The organism is Nocardia sp. NPDC020380 (assembly GCF_044386975.1).
Taxonomy (GTDB): Bacteria; Actinomycetota; Actinomycetes; order Mycobacteriales; family Mycobacteriaceae; genus Nocardia.
The window spans coordinates 206,745-223,989 of record NZ_JBIRVQ010000013.1 but is presented as its reverse complement, the minus strand read 5'-3'; the positions used below and the strand labels follow the sequence as shown (position 1 = coordinate 223,989).

17 protein-coding genes are annotated in these 17,245 nt (G+C 66.9%); 11 read left to right on the top strand and 6 right to left on the bottom strand.

Features of this window, described 5'->3' with window-relative positions:
- Window positions 1–24: 24 nt before the first annotated feature.
- On the bottom strand, window positions 25–1,080 hold the full coding sequence (locus ACH438_RS33240; protein ID WP_397012508.1) for a medium chain dehydrogenase/reductase family protein: 1,056 nt from the start codon (window positions 1,078–1,080) through the stop codon (window positions 25–27).
- A 108-nt stretch (window positions 1,081–1,188) separates the two neighbouring features.
- Between ACH438_RS33240 and ACH438_RS33235 the strand changes: the two genes are divergently transcribed.
- Together ACH438_RS33235 and ACH438_RS33230 are read left to right on the top strand one after the other, a co-directional pair.
- On the top strand, window positions 1,189–1,830 hold the full coding sequence (locus ACH438_RS33235) for a TetR/AcrR family transcriptional regulator (RefSeq protein ID WP_397012506.1): 642 nt from the start codon (window positions 1,189–1,191) through the stop codon (window positions 1,828–1,830).
- Window positions 1,831–1,852: 22 nt separating this feature from the next.
- The gene (locus ACH438_RS33230) at window positions 1,853–2,659 is read left to right on the top strand and encodes an SDR family NAD(P)-dependent oxidoreductase (protein WP_397012504.1); all 807 of its coding nucleotides are present in this window, start codon (window positions 1,853–1,855) and stop codon (window positions 2,657–2,659) included.
- A 268-nt stretch (window positions 2,660–2,927) separates the two neighbouring features.
- Here ACH438_RS33230 and ACH438_RS33225 read toward each other — a convergent pair whose 3' ends face one another.
- Together ACH438_RS33225 and ACH438_RS33220 are read right to left on the bottom strand one after the other, a co-directional pair.
- Entirely contained in the window at window positions 2,928–4,043 is a 1,116-nt protein-coding gene (locus ACH438_RS33225) for a hypothetical protein (protein ID WP_397012502.1), read from the bottom strand.
- Between the two features lie 100 nt (window positions 4,044–4,143).
- Window positions 4,144–5,460, bottom strand: coding sequence for a DUF2786 domain-containing protein (locus ACH438_RS33220; protein WP_397012500.1), 1,317 nt, complete (start codon window positions 5,458–5,460; stop codon window positions 4,144–4,146).
- A 117-nt stretch (window positions 5,461–5,577) separates the two neighbouring features.
- On the opposite strand from ACH438_RS33220, the gene ACH438_RS33215 reads away from it, so the two are divergent.
- Together ACH438_RS33215 and ACH438_RS33210 are read left to right on the top strand one after the other, a co-directional pair.
- Window positions 5,578–6,231: a flavin reductase family protein gene (locus ACH438_RS33215; protein WP_397012498.1), complete on the top strand. Its 654-nt coding sequence runs from the start codon at window positions 5,578–5,580 to the stop codon at window positions 6,229–6,231.
- A gap of 82 nt (window positions 6,232–6,313) precedes the next feature.
- Window positions 6,314–9,064 carry an AAA family ATPase gene (locus ACH438_RS33210; protein ID WP_397012496.1) on the top strand — a complete coding sequence of 917 codons (2,751 nt, stop codon included), beginning with the start codon at window positions 6,314–6,316 and terminating at the stop codon, window positions 9,062–9,064.
- A 53-nt stretch (window positions 9,065–9,117) separates the two neighbouring features.
- Here ACH438_RS33210 and ACH438_RS33205 read toward each other — a convergent pair whose 3' ends face one another.
- The gene (locus tag ACH438_RS33205; RefSeq protein ID WP_397012493.1) at window positions 9,118–9,489 is read right to left on the bottom strand and encodes a nuclear transport factor 2 family protein; all 372 of its coding nucleotides are present in this window, start codon (window positions 9,487–9,489) and stop codon (window positions 9,118–9,120) included.
- A 138-nt stretch (window positions 9,490–9,627) separates the two neighbouring features.
- On the opposite strand from ACH438_RS33205, the gene ACH438_RS33200 reads away from it, so the two are divergent.
- The gene (locus ACH438_RS33200) at window positions 9,628–10,191 is read left to right on the top strand and encodes an NUDIX domain-containing protein (protein WP_397012491.1); all 564 of its coding nucleotides are present in this window, start codon (window positions 9,628–9,630) and stop codon (window positions 10,189–10,191) included.
- A gap of 25 nt (window positions 10,192–10,216) precedes the next feature.
- On the opposite strand, the gene ACH438_RS33195 is transcribed toward ACH438_RS33200, so the two are convergent.
- A complete protein-coding gene (locus ACH438_RS33195) occupies window positions 10,217–11,416 on the bottom strand; it encodes an Ig-like domain-containing protein (RefSeq protein ID WP_397012489.1) in 1,200 nt (399 codons plus the stop codon).
- A gap of 193 nt (window positions 11,417–11,609) precedes the next feature.
- On the opposite strand from ACH438_RS33195, the gene ACH438_RS33190 reads away from it, so the two are divergent.
- The 6 genes from ACH438_RS33190 (at window position 11,610) to ACH438_RS33165 (ending at window position 15,712) form a co-directional block, all read left to right on the top strand.
- Window positions 11,610–12,167, top strand: coding sequence for a PadR family transcriptional regulator (locus tag ACH438_RS33190; RefSeq protein WP_397012487.1), 558 nt, complete (start codon window positions 11,610–11,612; stop codon window positions 12,165–12,167).
- 28 nt (window positions 12,168–12,195) lie between these two features.
- The gene (locus ACH438_RS33185) at window positions 12,196–12,972 is read left to right on the top strand and encodes a siderophore-interacting protein (protein ID WP_397012485.1); all 777 of its coding nucleotides are present in this window, start codon (window positions 12,196–12,198) and stop codon (window positions 12,970–12,972) included.
- A gap of 104 nt (window positions 12,973–13,076) precedes the next feature.
- Entirely contained in the window at window positions 13,077–14,048 is a 972-nt protein-coding gene (locus ACH438_RS33180) for a GlxA family transcriptional regulator (RefSeq protein WP_397012483.1), read from the top strand.
- Window positions 14,049–14,124: 76 nt separating this feature from the next.
- Window positions 14,125–14,763: an HD domain-containing protein gene (locus tag ACH438_RS33175; RefSeq protein ID WP_397012481.1), complete on the top strand. Its 639-nt coding sequence runs from the start codon at window positions 14,125–14,127 to the stop codon at window positions 14,761–14,763.
- A gap of 34 nt (window positions 14,764–14,797) precedes the next feature.
- Window positions 14,798–15,298 (top strand): GNAT family N-acetyltransferase, encoded by a 501-nt coding sequence (locus ACH438_RS33170; protein WP_397012479.1) that lies wholly within the window; start codon window positions 14,798–14,800, stop codon window positions 15,296–15,298.
- Window positions 15,299–15,307: 9 nt separating this feature from the next.
- The gene (locus ACH438_RS33165; protein WP_397012476.1) at window positions 15,308–15,712 is read left to right on the top strand and encodes a tautomerase family protein; all 405 of its coding nucleotides are present in this window, start codon (window positions 15,308–15,310) and stop codon (window positions 15,710–15,712) included.
- A gap of 16 nt (window positions 15,713–15,728) precedes the next feature.
- Here the strand turns inward: ACH438_RS33165 and ACH438_RS33160 are convergent, their stop codons facing one another.
- Window positions 15,729–16,883, bottom strand: coding sequence for a cytochrome P450 (locus tag ACH438_RS33160; protein ID WP_397012474.1), 1,155 nt, complete (start codon window positions 16,881–16,883; stop codon window positions 15,729–15,731).
- Between the last annotated feature and the right edge of the window lie 362 nt (window positions 16,884–17,245).

The following is a 17,245-nucleotide window of genomic DNA, read 5'->3' as shown; positions in this document are numbered from 1 at the left end:
AAGTGTGGGTGCCGGCGGTGGGATTCAGGACCGGGGCGGGTCCGGGACGATGACGACCTTGCCTGCGACGGTGCGTGATTCCGCCAGTGCCAGTGCGGAACCGGTCTGCGACAGCGGGAATTCGGCGGCGATCTGCGGGGTCAGCGCGCCGTCGGCCAGGAGCTGCAATACCTGGGTGAGGTCCTCGCGCTGCCGCAGGCGGTAGGCCTCGATGCGGCGCTGACCGTCCCAGAGGTTGTAGAACTGCGCACTCTTGCCGTTGGGCAGGTAATTCCACATCATCAGCCGCGGGAACATCTTCAGCACAGGCAGTTTCGCATTGCCCTCGACGTTCTTCGTTGCCGCGCTGCCGTAGGAGACGAGCGTCCCGCCCCGGCGCAGCAGTCGCCACGATTCGACGATCCCGGGACCGCCGACGTGGTCGAACACCGCATCCACTCCATCGGGCGCGAATTCCCTGATCCGGCGGTACATTTCCGGGTCGTTGTAGTCGATCGGCGTCACACCCTGCTCGCGCAGCGCCGCGTGGTGCCACGGGGACGCGGTGCCGATCACCCTGATTCCGCTGTGGCGGGCCAACTGTACGAGCGTGGATCCGACGCCGCCGTTGGCGCCCAGCACCACGATGATCCCGCCGGGTTGCACGGCGGCCTTGCGGTGCAACATCTGCCAGGCCGTGAGGCCGTTGACCACCACGGTCTCGGCGGCGGCCGGGGCCACGCCGTCCGGCACCGGCACCAGATCCACGGCGTCCAGCACCAGCGCGCTGGCCCAGCCGCCGACCTTGGTGACCGCGGCGAACCGCTGTCCGATCAGCGCGCGATCCACCCCGGGCCCGGTCGCGAGCACGGTGCCGACCACGTCGTAACCCGGCACGAACGGGAACGGCGGTTGATCGAAGTACTTGCCGCGCCGCATCTGCTGCTCGGCGAACGACACCCCGGTCGCTTCCATGCCCAATACGACCTGGCCCGCGGCCGGTGCCGGGAGGTCGCGAGTGGTGATTTGCAGGCCTTCGGGCTCGACCTTGCCCGGCAGGACTATCTCGGTAACGGTGCTGGTGGCGGTGCTGCTTCCCATGATGGGCTCCCGTTCGAATCGCTTGAGCTAACGCATGTAAGGCTACGCACGTAAGTTTATTTTCCGCAAGAGCTAACGCTTGTAAGCTTTCCGTTGTAAGGTGAGCCCATGGGAAAGAACGAGGCCGCGACGAACGTCCGCGCACGCAACCCCCGAGGGGAGGGCGCTCGGCTACGCGACGAGATCGTGGCGGCGGCGGTCGAGCTGCTCGACGAGACGGGTGAGGAAAGCGCCATCACATTGCGCTCGGTCGCGCGCCGCGCCGGGATCGCGGCTCCTTCCATCTATCGCCACTTCCCCGACCAGCCCGCCATCATGCTGGCCGTGGTCCAGGACGCCTTCGCCGAGCTGAACGAAGAACTGGCCGAAGCCGTACGCGCCCATGGCGACTCGCCCCGGGGGCGCCTGCTGGCCGTCTGCTACGGCTATCTCGACTTCGCTCGCGCCCGCCCCGGCCGCTACCGCACCATGTTCGGCGGCATCTGGGCGCCCGACCTGAAGGACGCCTCCGTGACCGAGAACGATCTGGCCATCCTCGGTCAGACCAGCCTGCAACTGCTCGCCGACGCCCTCGAAGACTGTGTCGCCGCAGGCGAAGCCACCAGCACCGACCCTGCCGCCGACGCCGTCGCCTTATGGCTCGGATTGCACGGTCTCGCGCACCAGCAGGCGGTCGCCCCCAATTTCCCCTGGCCGCCGGACATCTCCGAACGCCTCATCACCGCACTCGCGCACTTCACGACCGAATAAGCACAACTGAAAGCAGTTTCATATGAGCAAGGTCTGGTTCATCACCGGTGTCTCGCGCGGCCTCGGCCGCGAATGGGCTTCGGCCGCACTGGAACGCGGCGACCGGGTCGCCGGCACCGCCCGCGATCTGACCGCACTGACCGACCTGGTCACCGAGTTCCCGGAAACCTTCCTGCCGCTACAACTGGATGTGACCGACAGACCGGCCGATTTCGCCGCCGTTCAGCAAGCGGCACACCATTTCGGCCGCCTCGATGTAGTAGTGAACAACGCCGGATACATGCAGTTCGGCATGGTCGAAGAACTCACCGAACACCAGCTTCGAGCCGAACTCGACACCAATCTCCTGGGCGCCCTCTGGGTAACACAAGCAGCCCTCCCCATCCTCCGGTCACAAGGCGCCGGTCACATAATCCAGGTCTCCAGCCTCTGGGGAATCGTCGCCTCCCCCAACGCAGGCGCCTACAACGCCTCCAAATGGGCCCTCGAAGGCATCTCCCAATCCCTGGCCGCCGAAGTATCCGACCTCGGCATCCACGTCACCATCCTCGAACCCGCCAGCTACGACACCGGTTTCAAACTAACCGAATTCACCACCCCCCACCCCGCCTACGACCACCTCCGCACCACCGCCGACCCCTCCGGCACCCCGCTCGGCGACCCCGCCTCCACCCGCACCGCCCTACTGACCCTGGTAGACGCCGAAACCCCACCCCTCCGCCTACTTCTCGGCGCCCAAGCCCTCCACATCGCCACCGAAGAATACGAATCCCGCCTCTCCCTCTGGCAAGAATGGCACCCGATAACCACAGCCGCCCAAGGCAACTAACCCACTCGGCGGATTAGTTGGGTGGTTGTCCACCTCGCCAGGCGGTAGGTGAGGAGGGCGGGGACGATTATCAGAAGGGCCAGTCGGAGAACCAGTGTTGCGATGGTGATTGCCAAGTAGGGGAGGCCGAAGCCGTTGGGGGAGCCTAGGCCGTGGTGGGCGGAGAGGGCTGCCAGGAGGGGGGTCAGGGCCAGGTATAGGGCGATCAGGATTACGGGGGTGCGGAGCGGGCGCCAGGCGGTGCGGAGTTGGGGGCGGGTGGGGAGATTCATTGGGCGAGTTCCGGTCCGGAGGTGAGGAAGGCCAGGAGGAGGGCGTTGCCTATGGCGCCGCCTGTGGCGAAACGCAGGCTGGGGCCGCTGCGGAGGGGGAGGCCCAGGAGGTCGGTGGTGCGATACAGGCGGGTGAAGAGGGAGTGGTTTCCGAAGGCGCGGGCGGGGGCGAAGGCGAAAGCGGTGGCGGACACGGATACTCCGAGGATTACCGGGCCGCTGTCGATGTCGCCTGCGCCGTCGTAGCCCTTGCCGTACTCGTGGATTGCGCTGAAGCCGAGGAGGCTTCGCTCCTGGTGGAACAAGCCTGTGGCCAGTTGCTCGGCAATAGAGCGGTCGGCGAAGCCGGCGAAGTAGGCGGCCAGGCCCGTTCCTGAGGCACGAGGGGCGTCGTGGGCGTGGCCGTCCGGGCCCATGCGCTGGAGGACCAGGCCGGTGGCTGGGTCGATTTGGGTTGCGCGTAGTTGTTGGGCCCAGTGGGTGAGGACGGCGGTGTGGTCGGTGCCGGTGGCGCGGCCCTGTACGGCGATCGCGGCGGCTACGGCGGCGACATCCGTCGGATAGGCCTCGCCGGGAAGGGTTTCCACAAGGCCGGTCGGTGAGGCGAGTAGCTGGCGTTCGAAGGAGGCGACCAGGGCGTCATCCTCGACGGCGAGGTTGTGGGGGAAGGCTGGATCGACAAGACGTGCCATGCCCAGTGCGAGAGCGGGATACGAGAGGTATGCGTGGGCGTGCGGATTGCTGAGGTCGGCTGATCCGTCGTCGCCGTGCCAGGCGTTGGTGAAGGTGGTGCGCATGTCGGGGAGCAGGCTCTTGGCTGCTGCGCGAGTAGCAATGGGGGCGTAGTGGTCTCGCCATTCGGGGTGTGAGAGGCAGACCTGTGCGAGGCCCAGCGCGGTCATCTGATGTGCGAGCAGGCCCCACATATCGGTGAGCACATCGTGAGATCCATTGGCGCGCAGTTGATCGTCGGCGGCCTCGAAGGCCACCAGTTCCTCGGCGAGACCGTGCACCAGTGCCGGATCCCCGCGGTACCAGCGATCGGCATCACGACCGCACCACCAGCTCGGCACTGACGCCACGACCGTCGCCGCCACCACGATGCCGATCACAATTGCTATCGGCCGGCGAAACCTGTTGATAGAACGCAACGGACCGGTCGGACTCCCCATGCCCCGAAAGTACATCGGTTACGCGAACCGTGGCGGCGGCCTACTTGTCCAAGGATCGCCGGGCATCGAGGCGGGCGCGATCCGCGGCCGCGCGACCGGCGTCCCAGCCCGCGGCGCTGCGGATGCTGATGCCGCGGTTGCGGGCTTGCGGAAACAAGGTGTCGAATGCCGAGTCCACCGCGAGCTGGTGGGAGGCCAGGACCGGCAGCAATCGTTCCGGCTCGGCCGATTCCGCGATGCTGGCGGCGGTGGCTGCCTCGAGTCGTTCGCCGATGCGGGCGGCGTAGGCGACGAGGAACGACTTGCGGAAGGTGCGGCTGCGCGCCTCGTCGCTCCGGGAGTCCTTGTTGCCGTTGGCGATCATCGCGCGGGTGGCCTGGACCAGCAGCGAGGTGGACAGCAATTCCACCGCGTCCAGGTCGGCCTCGTCGCCGACAATGGTCATGAAACCCCACGCCGAGGCGAAGATCGCGCGGCACCGATTGGCTTTCGCCACCACATCGATCAGCAGCGCCTTCGCATCCGTATACGGCGTATCGAGCCATATCCGCCGTGCCCCGGGCAGATCCACCACCGAGGCGTCGGCATCGACCAGCACGCGATCGAGCGCGTATTTGCTCATCAATTCCTGCGCTTTGGCCGAAAGCGCCTCGGCCTCTTCGGGAAAGGAGGTCGATTCGGCCTTGGCCAGCAGTCCCCGGACCCGGCCGAGCACCTTCTCGTCGACATGATGATGGACCTCGGTCCGCGGGCGCGCCGTGCCGGGCAACGGCCGGATGAGCTCCAGCTTCGGCAGCACCATCAGCAGGGCGAGGGCCTCGATCACGGTGGCGAGGGCTTCGCCGGTGGTCAGCATGTGCTTGGCCGCCCACTGCCGGAAATGTGGCGCCGAGTCCGACCACCAAGTGCCGGCAGCCAATTCGCGCAATTGCACCAGCCAGGTCTCGTCCATGGTCGCGGCGGCGAAGGGCCGGGCGTAGGCCGCGATCACATCGGTCAGGAAGCTGACGGCGAAGTCGTCCACTCGCCGCCGCGCTGCCTGGTGGATATCCGCAGGCAGCCAGCCATTCTGGAACACTCTCGTGACGATGTGCTGACTCGCCGAGTGCACGCCTGATTCCACTTCGCGAACGAGTGCGTCGTCGCCGGCGAGCCCGGCGACGAATACGACCACCGGATCGCTCGCCGCGGATTTGCCCCGAGTTCCGCCCTGCGCCGATTCTATTGCCGCGGCCATGATCGCATTGGCAATCTCCTCCGCGCTGGGCTGCCGCTCGCCGGAGCCGATCCCGAAATCCGCGCCCCCTTGGCGCGCCCGCTGCTTGGCGGCCCGATGCTTGCGATTCGGCTTACCCACGACCGACGACCCTATTTCACCGGGTTCATCGGTCCCCGATTACCCTGCGGATCCCGCACCGACGCCATGTCCGCTTCCCGCCAGCGACGGCCGTGGCGGGACCGCAGAGTGGGTGCCATGCATCGAAACGTCAACTTGAAGGTTCTCTACTTCGGCACACCGGTCGTGCTGATCAGCACGCGCAATATCGATGGGACCGCGAACCTGGCGCCGATGTCGTCGGCGTGGTGGCTGGGGGACCAGTGCATGCTCGGGATGAGCACCTTGTCGCAGACCACCGGCAACCTGCTGCGCGAACGGGAATGCGTGCTGAACCTGCCCTCGCCGGACCTGGTGGAGGCGGTCGACCGGCTGGCCCTGCTGACCGGATCGCCGGTGCGCACACAGCACCGGATCGAGAAGGGCTACCGCCACGAGCCGGACAAGTTCGGGGCGGCGGGCCTCACACAGCTGGCCGCCGATCTGGTCGACGCGCCCCTGGTAGCCGAATGCCCGATCCAGCTCGAATGCGAACTGGTCTCGGCCACGCCGTTCGACGCCGGCGACAGCATCACCGCACACACCGTCCGAGTGATCCGCGTGCACGCGGACGAGGAGCTCATCATCCCCGGCACCCAGTACATCGACCCGCTCGGCTGGGATCCGCTGATCATGAAGTTCTGCGAGTTCTTCGGCGGCGGAACCCAGCTCCGGGACTCCCGGCTGGCAACCGCCTGGCAGATCCCGAAGTCCGCGACCACCGCGGCCGGCCCCGCCCCTGCTCGAAACTAGTTGCCGTCTATCGTTCGATCCGGCAATGATGAACCGTTGTCGATGATCTGCCGCGGTACCCCCGGCTCGGTCGAGAGGTGGGATGCCGGTCTTGTCCGGGCAGATGGTGGAGTTGTGTGGACGTGAGCCGGAACAGCAGGCGATTACCGCGCTGCTGACCGCGGCGCGCGCGGGAGGCAGTGGCGCCCTCGTATTGCGGGGCGAACCCGGGATCGGGAAGACATCACTGCTGGAATATGCGGCGGCTACGGCCGCGGAAATGCGGCTGCTGCGCGGCACGGGCATCGAGGTCGAGGCCGAATTACCTTTTGCCGGACTGCAATTGCTGCTGCGTCCGGCACTGGTCTGCCTCGACGCGCTGCCCGGCCCGCAGCGTGCGGCCCTGGCCACCGCGCTGGGACTGGAAGCCGGCGCGGCGAGCGAGCCGATGCTGGTGGGGCTGGGCGTGCTGTCGCTGCTCACCGAGTATGCCGACGGTATCGGCGCATTGGTGGTGATCGACGATGCGCAATGGCTGGACCGCGCATCGCAGGACGCGCTTCTGTTCGCCGCGCGCCGATTACAGGCCGACGGTGTCGTGATTCTGTTCGCCGCACGTGATGGCGAAGGATCCTTCCCGGCGCCCGGGATCCCGGAGCAACGTCTCGCGGGTCTGTCGCTGGAGGCGTCGGCCACGCTGTTGCAGGGCCGATCGATCAGCCCGTCGGTGCGGTACCGGCTGCTGGCCGAGGCGCGCGGGAATCCCCTGGCCTTGCTCGAATTGCCGGTCGCCGTCGCGGTCGCCGCCGAACGGTCGGTGGATCTCGGCGTCGGTTCGCTGCCCCTGACCGACCTGCTGCGTGCCGCCTTCCACGGTCAGGTGAGCAGACTGCCCGACGCGACCCGGACTCTGCTACTGGTGCTCGCCACCGACGAAACCGGTGAGCTGGGAGTGCTGCTGCGCGCCGCCGAGTCGTTGGGTGCGGGCATCGACGACCTGGCTCCGGCCGAGGAGGCCGGGCTGCTGCATCGCGGCGAAGGTCTCGGTGCGACAGTCGATTTCCGCCACCCACTGATCCGCGCGGCCGTGTATCAAGGCGCACCGCTGGCACAACGCCTGGCGGCGCACCGGGCCTTGGCCGCCGCACTGGATGCCCCCGAACACGCCGACCGCCACGCCTGGCACTTGGCGGCAGCGGCCACCGGCCCGGATGAGCAGACGGCGACTGTCCTGGAGCACACCGCCGTCCGAGCCCGCGAACGTGGCGGCCACAAGGCGGCGACGGCCGCATATGACCGCGCCGCAAGACTCAGTGTCGAGCTGGAGGCGAAGACCAGGCGCGAGGCGCTGGCTGCCCAATCGGCCTTGGAGGCAGGCGAACTCGACCATGCCGATCAGCTGGCCAAGCGAGCGTCGGGGCGAGAGATCGCGGAACCGATGCGCGCCGGCCTCGCGCAGGTAAGAGCATTGGCCCGATTCTGGCAAGGCGCCTTCCCCGAAGCGCATCGCTTGCTCATCGACGCGGCGTATCCCATCTCCGGCTCGGCGCCGGAACAAGCCGCGGGAATGCTCCTGCAAGCTCTGCACACCGCCTGGTATCTCGGCGAAGCACAGCTGTCCGAGGTACTGGAACGCATTGCCGCACTGGAATTCCCGCCAGCACACCCGATGACGCCCGCGACGGAATACGTCGGCCGCCTGCTGTACCGCGGACCGGCCGAACCGATCTCGCTCACCGACACGCTCGCCGAAATCCGTTCCCGGGGCGAGGTTTCGGATCAGGTCCTGGTGATGCTCTGCGGCGTGGCCCTGGCCCGTGGCCAAGACACCGCCGCATACACCCTGGCGACCGCGCAGATCGCACGCCATCGCGCCGCCGGCGCCGCGGGCCGCCTGCCGACGGTCCTGTTCTTCGCCGCCGAGACCGACATCTTCACCGGCCGCCTCCGCAATGCGCACACCACCGTGGCCGAGGCGCGAGAATTGGCCCGCGATACCGGACAACAACAATGGGTCCACCAACTGGCCAGCGTGCAGGCACACCTCGAAGCCCTCGCCGGTGACGCCGACGCCTGCCGCGAACACGCGGACATCGGCCTGGCCGGCGACACCCCCGGTTCGATGGCACCGGGCGCACCCTGGGCCCATTGGTCGCTAGGACTCCTCGAACTCGGCCTGGGCCGCGCCGAAGCGGCCCTGTCCCGCTTCGACCGCCTCACCCGAGACCCCATGCGCCACCACGTCTGCGCCACCCACTCCGTCCCCGACCTGGTCGAAGCCGCAGTACGCCTGGGCGCCCCGGACCGCGCCACCGCCACGTTCACCCGCTTCGAACAATGGGCGCACTCGGCACGCGAGCCCTGGGCCGACGCCCTCGTCCTGCGCTGTGCCGCACTACTCGACGACGCCAACGCCGAAAAGCACTACCTCCAAGCATTGCAAACCCACGACCGCGACGGCCGCCCCATCGAATACGCCCGCACGGCCCTCCTTTTCGGCGAATGGCTCCGCCGAGCCCGCCGCAAAGCCGAGGCCCGCACCCACCTCAACGACGCCCTGGAAGTCTTCGACCGCCTCGGCATGCACCCCTGGTCGCAGCGAACCCGCAACGAACTCACCGCCACCGGCGCCACCGACGACAACACCCGCCCCTCACCCGCCACCCTCTCCGGCCTCACCCCACAAGAACTACAAATCGTCCGACTAGCCGCCCAGGGCCTCTCGAACCGCGACATAGCCGCCCAACTCTTCCTCAGCCACCGCACCGTCGGCTACCACCTCTACAAGGCCTACCCGAAACTCGGCGTCACCTCCCGTGGCGAACTGAAAGACGTTGCCGCCCAGTTCGAGTAGTAGCGGAGAGCCGGCGGGAACGCGAGTTCCGCGTTCCCGCCGGTAGATCTGTGTCAGGCGCCGGCCGGGACCTGGTCGAGGAATCCGAGCACCTGGCCGATGCGGCCGTCCTCGGCGATCACCGCGACATCGAATCCGATGACCAGGGGTTCCGCGCCCGGCCGGCCTAGGTTCCAGGTGAAACGGACGATGTTGTGATGTGCGTCGATGGTGGTTGTGCCGGGGGTGAACTCGAGGCCCGCGAACTGTCCTTGGACCGCGGCGATGGTGGCGGCAAGGCCGGCGTGGCCTCGGACCGATACCAGCGGATCGGTGTACTCGGCGTCCTCGGTGAATACCTCGGCCACCAGGGCCGCCCGGGCGCTCGGGTCGGTGGCGTTCCACGCGGTCAGGTAGCGTCCGACCAGCTCGTTGATGTCACTCATGGTCTCTCTCCTTCGTGTTCTCGTTCGTGCTGAACACAAAGTTATTGACCGGCGCTCGCCTGGGAATCTGTCGTCCTTAAGTACGCTCGACCGGCATCTCGATCCGGCTGTCGTACCCCCTGGGTAGCGTGCTTCGCCATGCAGCCCACCACCGCTGTCATTGCCGCCACGGTCGCCGCGATCACGCCGTGGGACGAGCTCGAGCGCCTCCACATAGCTCGGACCTCAGCCTGGCTCCACTCCACCGACGACATCTACCGCCGCATCCAACCCGCCACTCCGTCACCGCATCTGGTGGCCTACACGGTCCTGGTCGACCCCGACGAGTCCGGCGTCTATCTGGGTCGTCATCGCAAGGCGGACCTGTATCTACCGATGGGCGGTCATGTGGAGCCCGGCGAGCATCCCCGCCATGCCGCTCGACGTGAGGCCGGTGAGGAACTGGGCATACCAGCCGTATTCGATGTCGTAGGTGAACAACCCTTGTTCCTTACGGTGACCCCGGTGACCCGCCCGGCCGCCCACATCGACTGTTCCCTCTGGTACGTGATCCGCGGGATGCGCACGCACGCATACGCTCTCGACCCCGCCGAGTTCGACGGCGGCCGGTGGTGGGACCTGAACCCGGAAACCCTGCCCGAATCGGACCCGCACCTGCACCGCTTCGTCCGAAAGCTCAACAGCGCCCTGGCTTCCGGGTAATTCCGCAGCGCATGAGCCGTTCGGGTCAGGTGCGGGCGCTGCCGCGGAGCCAATCGGGCCAGGCGATGGTCCAATCGCCGTTCTGCCAGATGTCGAGGGGATCGCCGCCGGTATTGCGGACCTCGACGATATCGCCGGGGACGACGAAGTCGTAGAACCATGCGGCATCGTCGGGGGAGATATTGAGGCAGCCGTGTGAGACGTCGGTATTGCCCTGCGCCCAGACGGTTTCGGCCAATTCGTGGACGTAGATGCCGTCGTGGCTGATGCGGACCGCCTTGTTGATGCTGGTGCGGTAGCCGAGACCGGAGGTGTTGGGGAGGCCGTACGTGGCGGAGTCCATCATTACCGGATCTTTCCGGTCCAGGACGGTGTAGACACCCGGCCGCGTCCAGAACGACAGGACTCGATCGCCGATGACCGCGGTGCCGCCCCTGCCCATCGAGGTGGGCATGGTGCGGACGAGAACACCATTGTCGAAGACTTCGATCTGCTTGGTGTCGTCGTCGGCGATCGCGACATGGGCGGCGCCGATATTCACGGTGATGCGCTGGTCGCGTTCGCCGAATGCGCCGTCGCCGAGATCGATTCCGAAGAATTCGGCCGCGGCCGTGATCTTGGTTCCCGGCGGGTGGTAGTGCTCGGGCCGCCAATGCGCATTCTGATCGTCGAGCCAGTACCAGGCGCCGGTCACGGCGGGCACGGTGGTGACCTTCAGGTGAGGTTCGGCGGCCGCTCGATCGATGGGTTCGTCGAAATGGGCGACGAGCACGAAACCCGTTCCGTACGTGTCATTCTCGGCTATCTCGTTCAGATTTGACGAGCATAGCGAGACGTCGACGAGCCGGTCGGGCTGGACGGTGGTGCAGGTCGCGGTAGCGGTGATGTCTCCGGTCGCGCCCTGCGCCACGACCTTGGCGGTGTAGGTGTGGCCGTAGCCGAGCGGTTCGGAGCTGATCCAGGTGCGATGATCGGGCGCCGGCCCGCCCGGTAAGGGTCTGCCCGTCTCGTCGATCCATTCGACCGAGCGCACAGTCCCATTGGTGATGGTGACCTTGGCGGGCGCGCGGGCGCCGACGTTTTGGGCATCGGGTGGCGGATCGAATCGGATCACGGCCGGTGGCGGCGGTGGCGGCGGCGGTTTCCGGTCTTGTGAACACGCGGTCAGGGCCAGCCCGCCGGCGCCTGCGAATCCGATCAGCAGCTCACGACGTCGCAATCCCATCGTCGTCTCCCTTCGCCGGGGCAGGGCAGACCTTCACGTCGCAGCTTGCGGTAGCCGGGGGACGGTCTCGGCGCCGACAGGCGGTATCGCCACCGATCCGTCGCGTAACCGACACCATTCCTAGATCGATCCGGGCGGCTCGCCCGGGCCGAAGGTATTGCGGGAGCTATATCTTACGATATATCTTCAGTGCGTGAGCCCGAGACGATTCGCCGACTTCGGCGGACCCGGAACCGGCCGTTTCTTCGGTCCGGGTGAGTTGCGCTGGGCCCTGCTGGCATTGATCGCCGAGCAGCCCGGCCACGGCTACGAGCTGATGTCCCGCCTGGAGCGGCGTTGCGGCGGCGCCTACCGCCCGAGTGCCGGCGCGGTGTATCCGACGCTGCAGCAGCTCGAGGACGAAGGTCTGGTCACCCTCGAAATTGAGGGCGGCCGAAAGATTTTCCACATCAGCGCCGAGGGACAGGCCGAGGTCGACGGGCACACCGACGCGATCGAACGCATCTGGGTGCGCGCCGATCAGCGCGGCGAATGGGGCATGTTCCGTGATCCCGATGCCGCCGAAATCGTCGGTCCCGCACTGCGTTTGTTCAAGGCCGCGGTCTCGGCCGTGGTCCATTCGCACCGGGATCCCGCGGTGATCGATCAGGTCCGCGACATCCTCACCGATACGACACGTGAACTGCAGCAACTGAAATCAGATATCAAGCGTCAGCATCACGACCGGCGACGCGGCCGGCGCACCGACTGACCGAACCCTCCGCATGGAAGGTATTCCCATGGCGCACACAGATAATCCCGCGCAGGACACTGCCACCGTCCGGCAATCCCGCGGCCTGGGCGATCGCCTCCTGGACCGGTTCCTCACCACGGGCCGCGTGCTGGAAACCGAACGGATCGCCGGCCGCATGATCCGCATCCGAATCGGCGGCCCGGCCTTGCAGGAGTTGAATTGCCTTCCCGGACAGCATCTCCGGGTAGTCGTCGGCGGCGACGGGCTGCTGTCCCGCGTCGCGGATCTGCGCACCTATACGGTGTGGCATTTCGACAAGGAGAACGGCGAACTCCACCTGTGCGTGCTCGATCACGGTGACGGACCGGGCTCCCGCTGGGGACGCGCCGCCGAGGTCGGTCAACAGATCCGATTCCGCGGCCCCGAAGGCTCTTTCACGCTCCGCGCCGATGCGCCGAACTATCTGTTCATCGGCGAGGAGACCGCCTCGGTGGCCTTCGGCGCCATGCTCCGTGCGGTACCCGACGAGGTTCCGGTCAACGGCGCGATCGAAACCGCCACGCCCGAGGACCGACTCCCGCTACCCCGCGCGGCCGAGCTGTCTCACCCCTTGCGCGGCACCGCCTCCGCAGCCCGTTCGGAGATTCTCCTCGACGCCGTCCGCAACCTCCGCCTGCCGGCCACCCCGGGCGTCGCATATGTCGCGGGCGAGGCGCGCACCATCCAGATGGTCACGAAACATCTTGTCCAAGAACGCCACTGGCCGCGCCGCTCCATCGTGACCAAGCCCTTCTGGACGCCGGGCCGCCGCGGCATGGACTGATGTGAAGCGAATCGTGATCCTCGGCGGCGGAGGTATGTCCGGTCAGGATGGAAGCCCACAGATTCTGACATAGTTGGGTGGGGAATCGACCTGGGAGGCGGACTGTGGGACGTGGTCGGGCAGTTGTTTTCGTGGTGTTCGACGGCATGAAGATGCTCGATGTGGCAGGGCCGGCGGAGGTTTTCGCGGAGGCGAACCTGTTCGGGGCGGCGTACTCACTGAGTTATGTGTCGCCGTCGGGGGAGGCCGTTCGCACATCGGCAGGGGTTCGGTTGCCTGTCGACGGGGCTGCCGGGGATGTCACGGATCCCGACACGGTAGTGGTGTCAGGTGGAGAGGTGCTGGTCAGCGCGCCGATACCGGAGGACTTGATTTCCGTGGTGCGTGAACTTCGTTCGCGGACAAGGCGATTGGTGTCGATCTGCACCGGGTCGTTCGCGCTGGCCGCGGCGGGAGTGCTGGCGGGGCGGCGGGCCACCACGCATTGGCGGCATGCGGGTGCGCTGGCCCGGCGATATCCGGATATCGAGGTCCTGCCCGACGCCCTGTTCGTCGAGGATGGAGGCGTCTTCACTTCTGCCGGCGTCTCGGCGGGAATGGATTTGGCGCTGGCGCTGGTGGAACAGGATCACGGGGTCGACCTGGCTCGCGAAGTCGCGCGTAGCTTGGTGATGTTCATGCAGCGACCCGGCGGGCAATCACAGTTCTCGGCGCCGCTGGAGGTCAGACCCGCGCGGACACCCACGGTTCGCGCCATCGTGGATGTGATCTCGGCGGAGCCCGCTCGCGATCACAGCGCAACCTCGCTGGCCGCACTGGTAGGAGTCAGTCCCCGGCATCTGGCGCGGTTATTCGCTTCGGAGCTGAACACCACGCCCGCACGGTATGTGGAGCAGGTGCGGCTGGATCACGCGAAGGCCCTGCTGGATGCCGGTCACGGAGTGGCGCAGGCCGCACGGGCCTCGGGATTCGGCAGCTCGGAGACCATGCGACGGACCTTCGTCGCGCGCCTCGGTATCTCGCCCAGCCAATACCGGGCCAGGTTCGGAAGCGCCATGTCCGGATCTGTGGGATAGCGGTCAATTCAGGCAGTGGGCGCGGCCTGGGCGACCGGGGAGAGTAAAGGCATTCCACCGAAACTCTGGAGGCCCGATGTCCGAAGCCATTGCCGGAATAGTCATTCCCGACACCGAACTCGTGCGAGCAGCCACCACTCTCGTCCGCAATGCCACCGACGACACACTTTTCAACCATTCCCGCCGAGTCTTTCTCTGGGGAGCATTGAAGTCGGCCGCTCGCGGCCAGGAGGTCGACCTCGAACTCGCCTATGTCGGCGCCCTTTTCCACGACCTCGGGCTGACTCCCACCTATGCCACCAAGGATCGCCGATTCGAGATCGACGGCGCCGAGGCAGCGCGAGACTTCCTGCTCGACCACGGTCGCACCGAGCAAGAGGCTCGAAATGTGTGGCTGGCCATCGCATTACACACCACCCCCGAAATCCCATTGCACCTCGCACCGGAAGTCGCCGTGGTGACCCTCGGCGTAGAGACCGACGTACTGGGCCTGGACCTCGGCGAAATCACTGATCGGCAACGCGCCGCCGTGGTGTCGGCCCACCCGCGCCCGGATTTCAAGAACCGCATCCTGCAAGCCTTCTACAACGGCATGTCCAACCGTCCCGACACCACGTTCGGCACCATGAACGACGATGTCCTGGCCCATTTCGACCCTTCCTTCAGCAGAAAGAACTTCGTCGAAATCATCCGGAACAACTCCTGGCCGGAGTAGTGCCCGGCCCGGAACTCCGGGCATACTGGCCGCTATGACGGAACCGGTCATTCGCCGGGCGCGCCCCGAAGACGATGCCGCACTGGCCGAACTCTTCCGCACCGCCTGGTCCGGCACGAGTGAGATCACCCCGCGCCCGGCGCCGGGCGAGCCGTTCTTCCATGACGGCAGCCGGCCCGAGCACTACCTGGTCGCCAGTCTCGACGAGCGCTTGGTCGCGTATCTCCGCCTGGTGCAGCCCATTCCGGTGGACAGCGTCGCGCATGTCCGTCAGATCCAGGGGCTGGCGGTCGATGCCTCGGTGCGCCGCCGCGGGATCGCCTCCACGCTGGTCCGGGCGGCGATGGCGGAATCGCGCCGGGCCGGGGCCACCCGCCTGACCTTGCGCGTGCTCGCCACCAACGACCCGGCCATCGCGCTGTACGAGAAGCTCGAGTTCCACCTGGAGGGTCGCCTGCGGGACGAATTCAAGCTCGACGGCCGCTACGTCGATGATCTCTTGATGGCTCGCCGCCTGAACGGAGATGCCGGTTAGGCTGGCGGGATGCCTTTGGTGCGAATAGATCTCATGCAGGGCTTCACCGTCGACGAACGTAAGGCCATCGGTGACTGCGTGCAGCTGGCGATGGTCGAGACGCTGAATGTGCCGGAGCGGGACAGGTTTCAGATCGTTACCGAGCACGGCGCCGAGACCTTCGATTTCAATCGGTCCTACCTCGATATCGAGCGGTCTGTTCGGTTCGTGATGGTGCAGGTGACGCTGTCGGCCGGGCGGACTGTGGAGGCCAAACAGGCGTTCTATGCCCGCCTCGCCGAGTTGCTGGCGAAACAGATCGGGCTGCGCACCGAGGATCTCGGTATCGCGCTCACCGAGAATCAGCGGCACGACTGGTCGTTCGGGCACGGAGAAGCGAGTTACGTGGTGCTGCCGCCGGAGCAATGGCGCTGACGGCAGCTGCCCGGCCTCAGACGGTCGTCATCCGGAGTTCCGCTAGCGCATAGGTCTGCCACGAAGGCCGCAACTGGTAATCCTCGCGAGGCGCGACCGTACTCAGATGCGGGTATTTGTGCAGGACTGCGCGGACTGCGTGGCGGGTCTGCAGTTCGGCGAGTTTCGCGCCGAGGCAGTAGTGGCGGCCGTGTCCGAACACCACGTCGGGGCGGCCGGCGCCGGCCGGGTCGAGATGCGCCGAGCGCAGGGAAGCCAGCACCGTGTGCCCGCGGGGAATGACCACGCCGTTGATTTCGATATCGGTGAGCGGGAAACGGCGGATGGCGTAGTTCATCGGCGCGGCGGCGCGAATCAGCCGCCGGATCAGCGCCTCGAATTCCGCTGGGTTGTCGAGTATTTCGCGGGCGTGTGCCTGATGCTCGCGGATCAGTTCGTCGAGGACGTAGGCGGTCAGGCTGATGGTGTTCTCGAAGCCGCCGACAATGGTGATGAAGGCCAGGCCGACGAGTTCGTTCTCGCTGAGCCGGTCTTCGCCGTCGCGGGCCGCGATCCAGGCCGACAGCAGGTCGTCGCCGGGTTCGCGGCGCTTGTCGGCGATGACGTCGGAGACCAGCCGCAGCATGATGCCCATCGAGGTGCGGGTCTCGTCACCGCCGGTGTTGACGCGCAGCAGTGGCGCGGACGCGGCCCGGAAGTCGCCGAGTTGCTCGCGCGGCAGCCCCAGCAGTTCGCCGGTGACGCGCGGCGGCAGTGGCTCGCACAGGCCGTTCATCAGGTCGATCTCGCCGTCGTCGGGCAAGGCGTCGACGAGTTCGGTGACGGCGTCGATGACGACTCGTTCCTGCGCCGGATGATTGCGTGGCCCGAAGGCCTCGGTGGCGAGGCGGCGGATGCGGCGGTGTGCGTCCCCGTCGAGGTTGAGCAGATTGGCGTCCAGGGCGGGCGGCAGTTTGTTGCCGCGAAATCCGGTGGTGGAGTCCGCTTTTGCCGCCGAGACCTTCGGATCGGCGAGCAGCCGGGTGACGGCGTCGTACCCCGTGATCACCCACACCGGCGACCCATCGGGCAACTCGGCCTCGTGCACGCCCGCTCCGCGGGTCCGCAGGTCTTCGTGCAGCTCATCGACGGCGTGGATCCCGGCCTGGAACGGGCAACTCCCGATTGTCATCCCGCCAGTCTGCCAAACGCGTCGGATCCGCTGTCCGGCAGCCGGTTTCGATAGATTGACGGCATGCCCCCGATAGAAGTGACCTAGCGGGAAACCAGCCTGCGGAACTTCGGAATTTGCCTGTCGCTACCGGCCGCGGCCTGGTCGCAGGGGGACTGAAGATCGTGATCTTTCCGTGTCCAAAAGGCGGCGTTTTCAGATCTACGCTAGAAGGCCCGATGTGATCTACGCCACTTTGTTTGGGTGAGGCGGGCGCCGCCCGGGCGGTCCCGCCGACCCCGTGAGTTCCCTACGCCAGCGGACGTGAGCATCTACGCCACGTACCAGCACATATCGCACTCCGAAAACGCCCCCTGCACGCA

Excerpts from the sequence above, each read along its gene's own strand:
- ACH438_RS33195 (WP_397012489.1), bottom strand. The coding sequence starts at position 11,416 with ATGGGATTGCGACGTCGTGAGCTGCTGATCGGATTCGCAGGCGCCGGC.
- ACH438_RS33215 (WP_397012498.1), top strand. The coding sequence starts at position 5,578 with ATGCATCGAAACGTCAACTTGAAGGTTCTCTACTTCGGCACACCGGTC.
- ACH438_RS33240 (WP_397012508.1), bottom strand. The coding sequence starts at position 1,080 with ATGGGAAGCAGCACCGCCACCAGCACCGTTACCGAGATAGTCCTGCCG.
- ACH438_RS33160 (WP_397012474.1), bottom strand. The coding sequence starts at position 16,883 with ATGACAATCGGGAGTTGCCCGTTCCAGGCCGGGATCCACGCCGTCGAT.
- ACH438_RS33210 (WP_397012496.1), top strand. The coding sequence starts at position 6,314 with ATGCCGGTCTTGTCCGGGCAGATGGTGGAGTTGTGTGGACGTGAGCCG.
- ACH438_RS33205 (WP_397012493.1), bottom strand. The coding sequence starts at position 9,489 with ATGAGTGACATCAACGAGCTGGTCGGACGCTACCTGACCGCGTGGAAC.
- ACH438_RS33185 (WP_397012485.1), top strand. The coding sequence starts at position 12,196 with ATGGCGCACACAGATAATCCCGCGCAGGACACTGCCACCGTCCGGCAA.
- ACH438_RS33170 (WP_397012479.1), top strand. The coding sequence starts at position 14,798 with ATGACGGAACCGGTCATTCGCCGGGCGCGCCCCGAAGACGATGCCGCA.
- ACH438_RS33230 (WP_397012504.1), top strand. The coding sequence starts at position 1,853 with ATGAGCAAGGTCTGGTTCATCACCGGTGTCTCGCGCGGCCTCGGCCGC.
- ACH438_RS33235 (WP_397012506.1), top strand. The coding sequence starts at position 1,189 with ATGGGAAAGAACGAGGCCGCGACGAACGTCCGCGCACGCAACCCCCGA.
- ACH438_RS33165 (WP_397012476.1), top strand. The coding sequence starts at position 15,308 with ATGCCTTTGGTGCGAATAGATCTCATGCAGGGCTTCACCGTCGACGAA.
- ACH438_RS33200 (WP_397012491.1), top strand. The coding sequence starts at position 9,628 with ATGCAGCCCACCACCGCTGTCATTGCCGCCACGGTCGCCGCGATCACG.
- ACH438_RS33175 (WP_397012481.1), top strand. The coding sequence starts at position 14,125 with ATGTCCGAAGCCATTGCCGGAATAGTCATTCCCGACACCGAACTCGTG.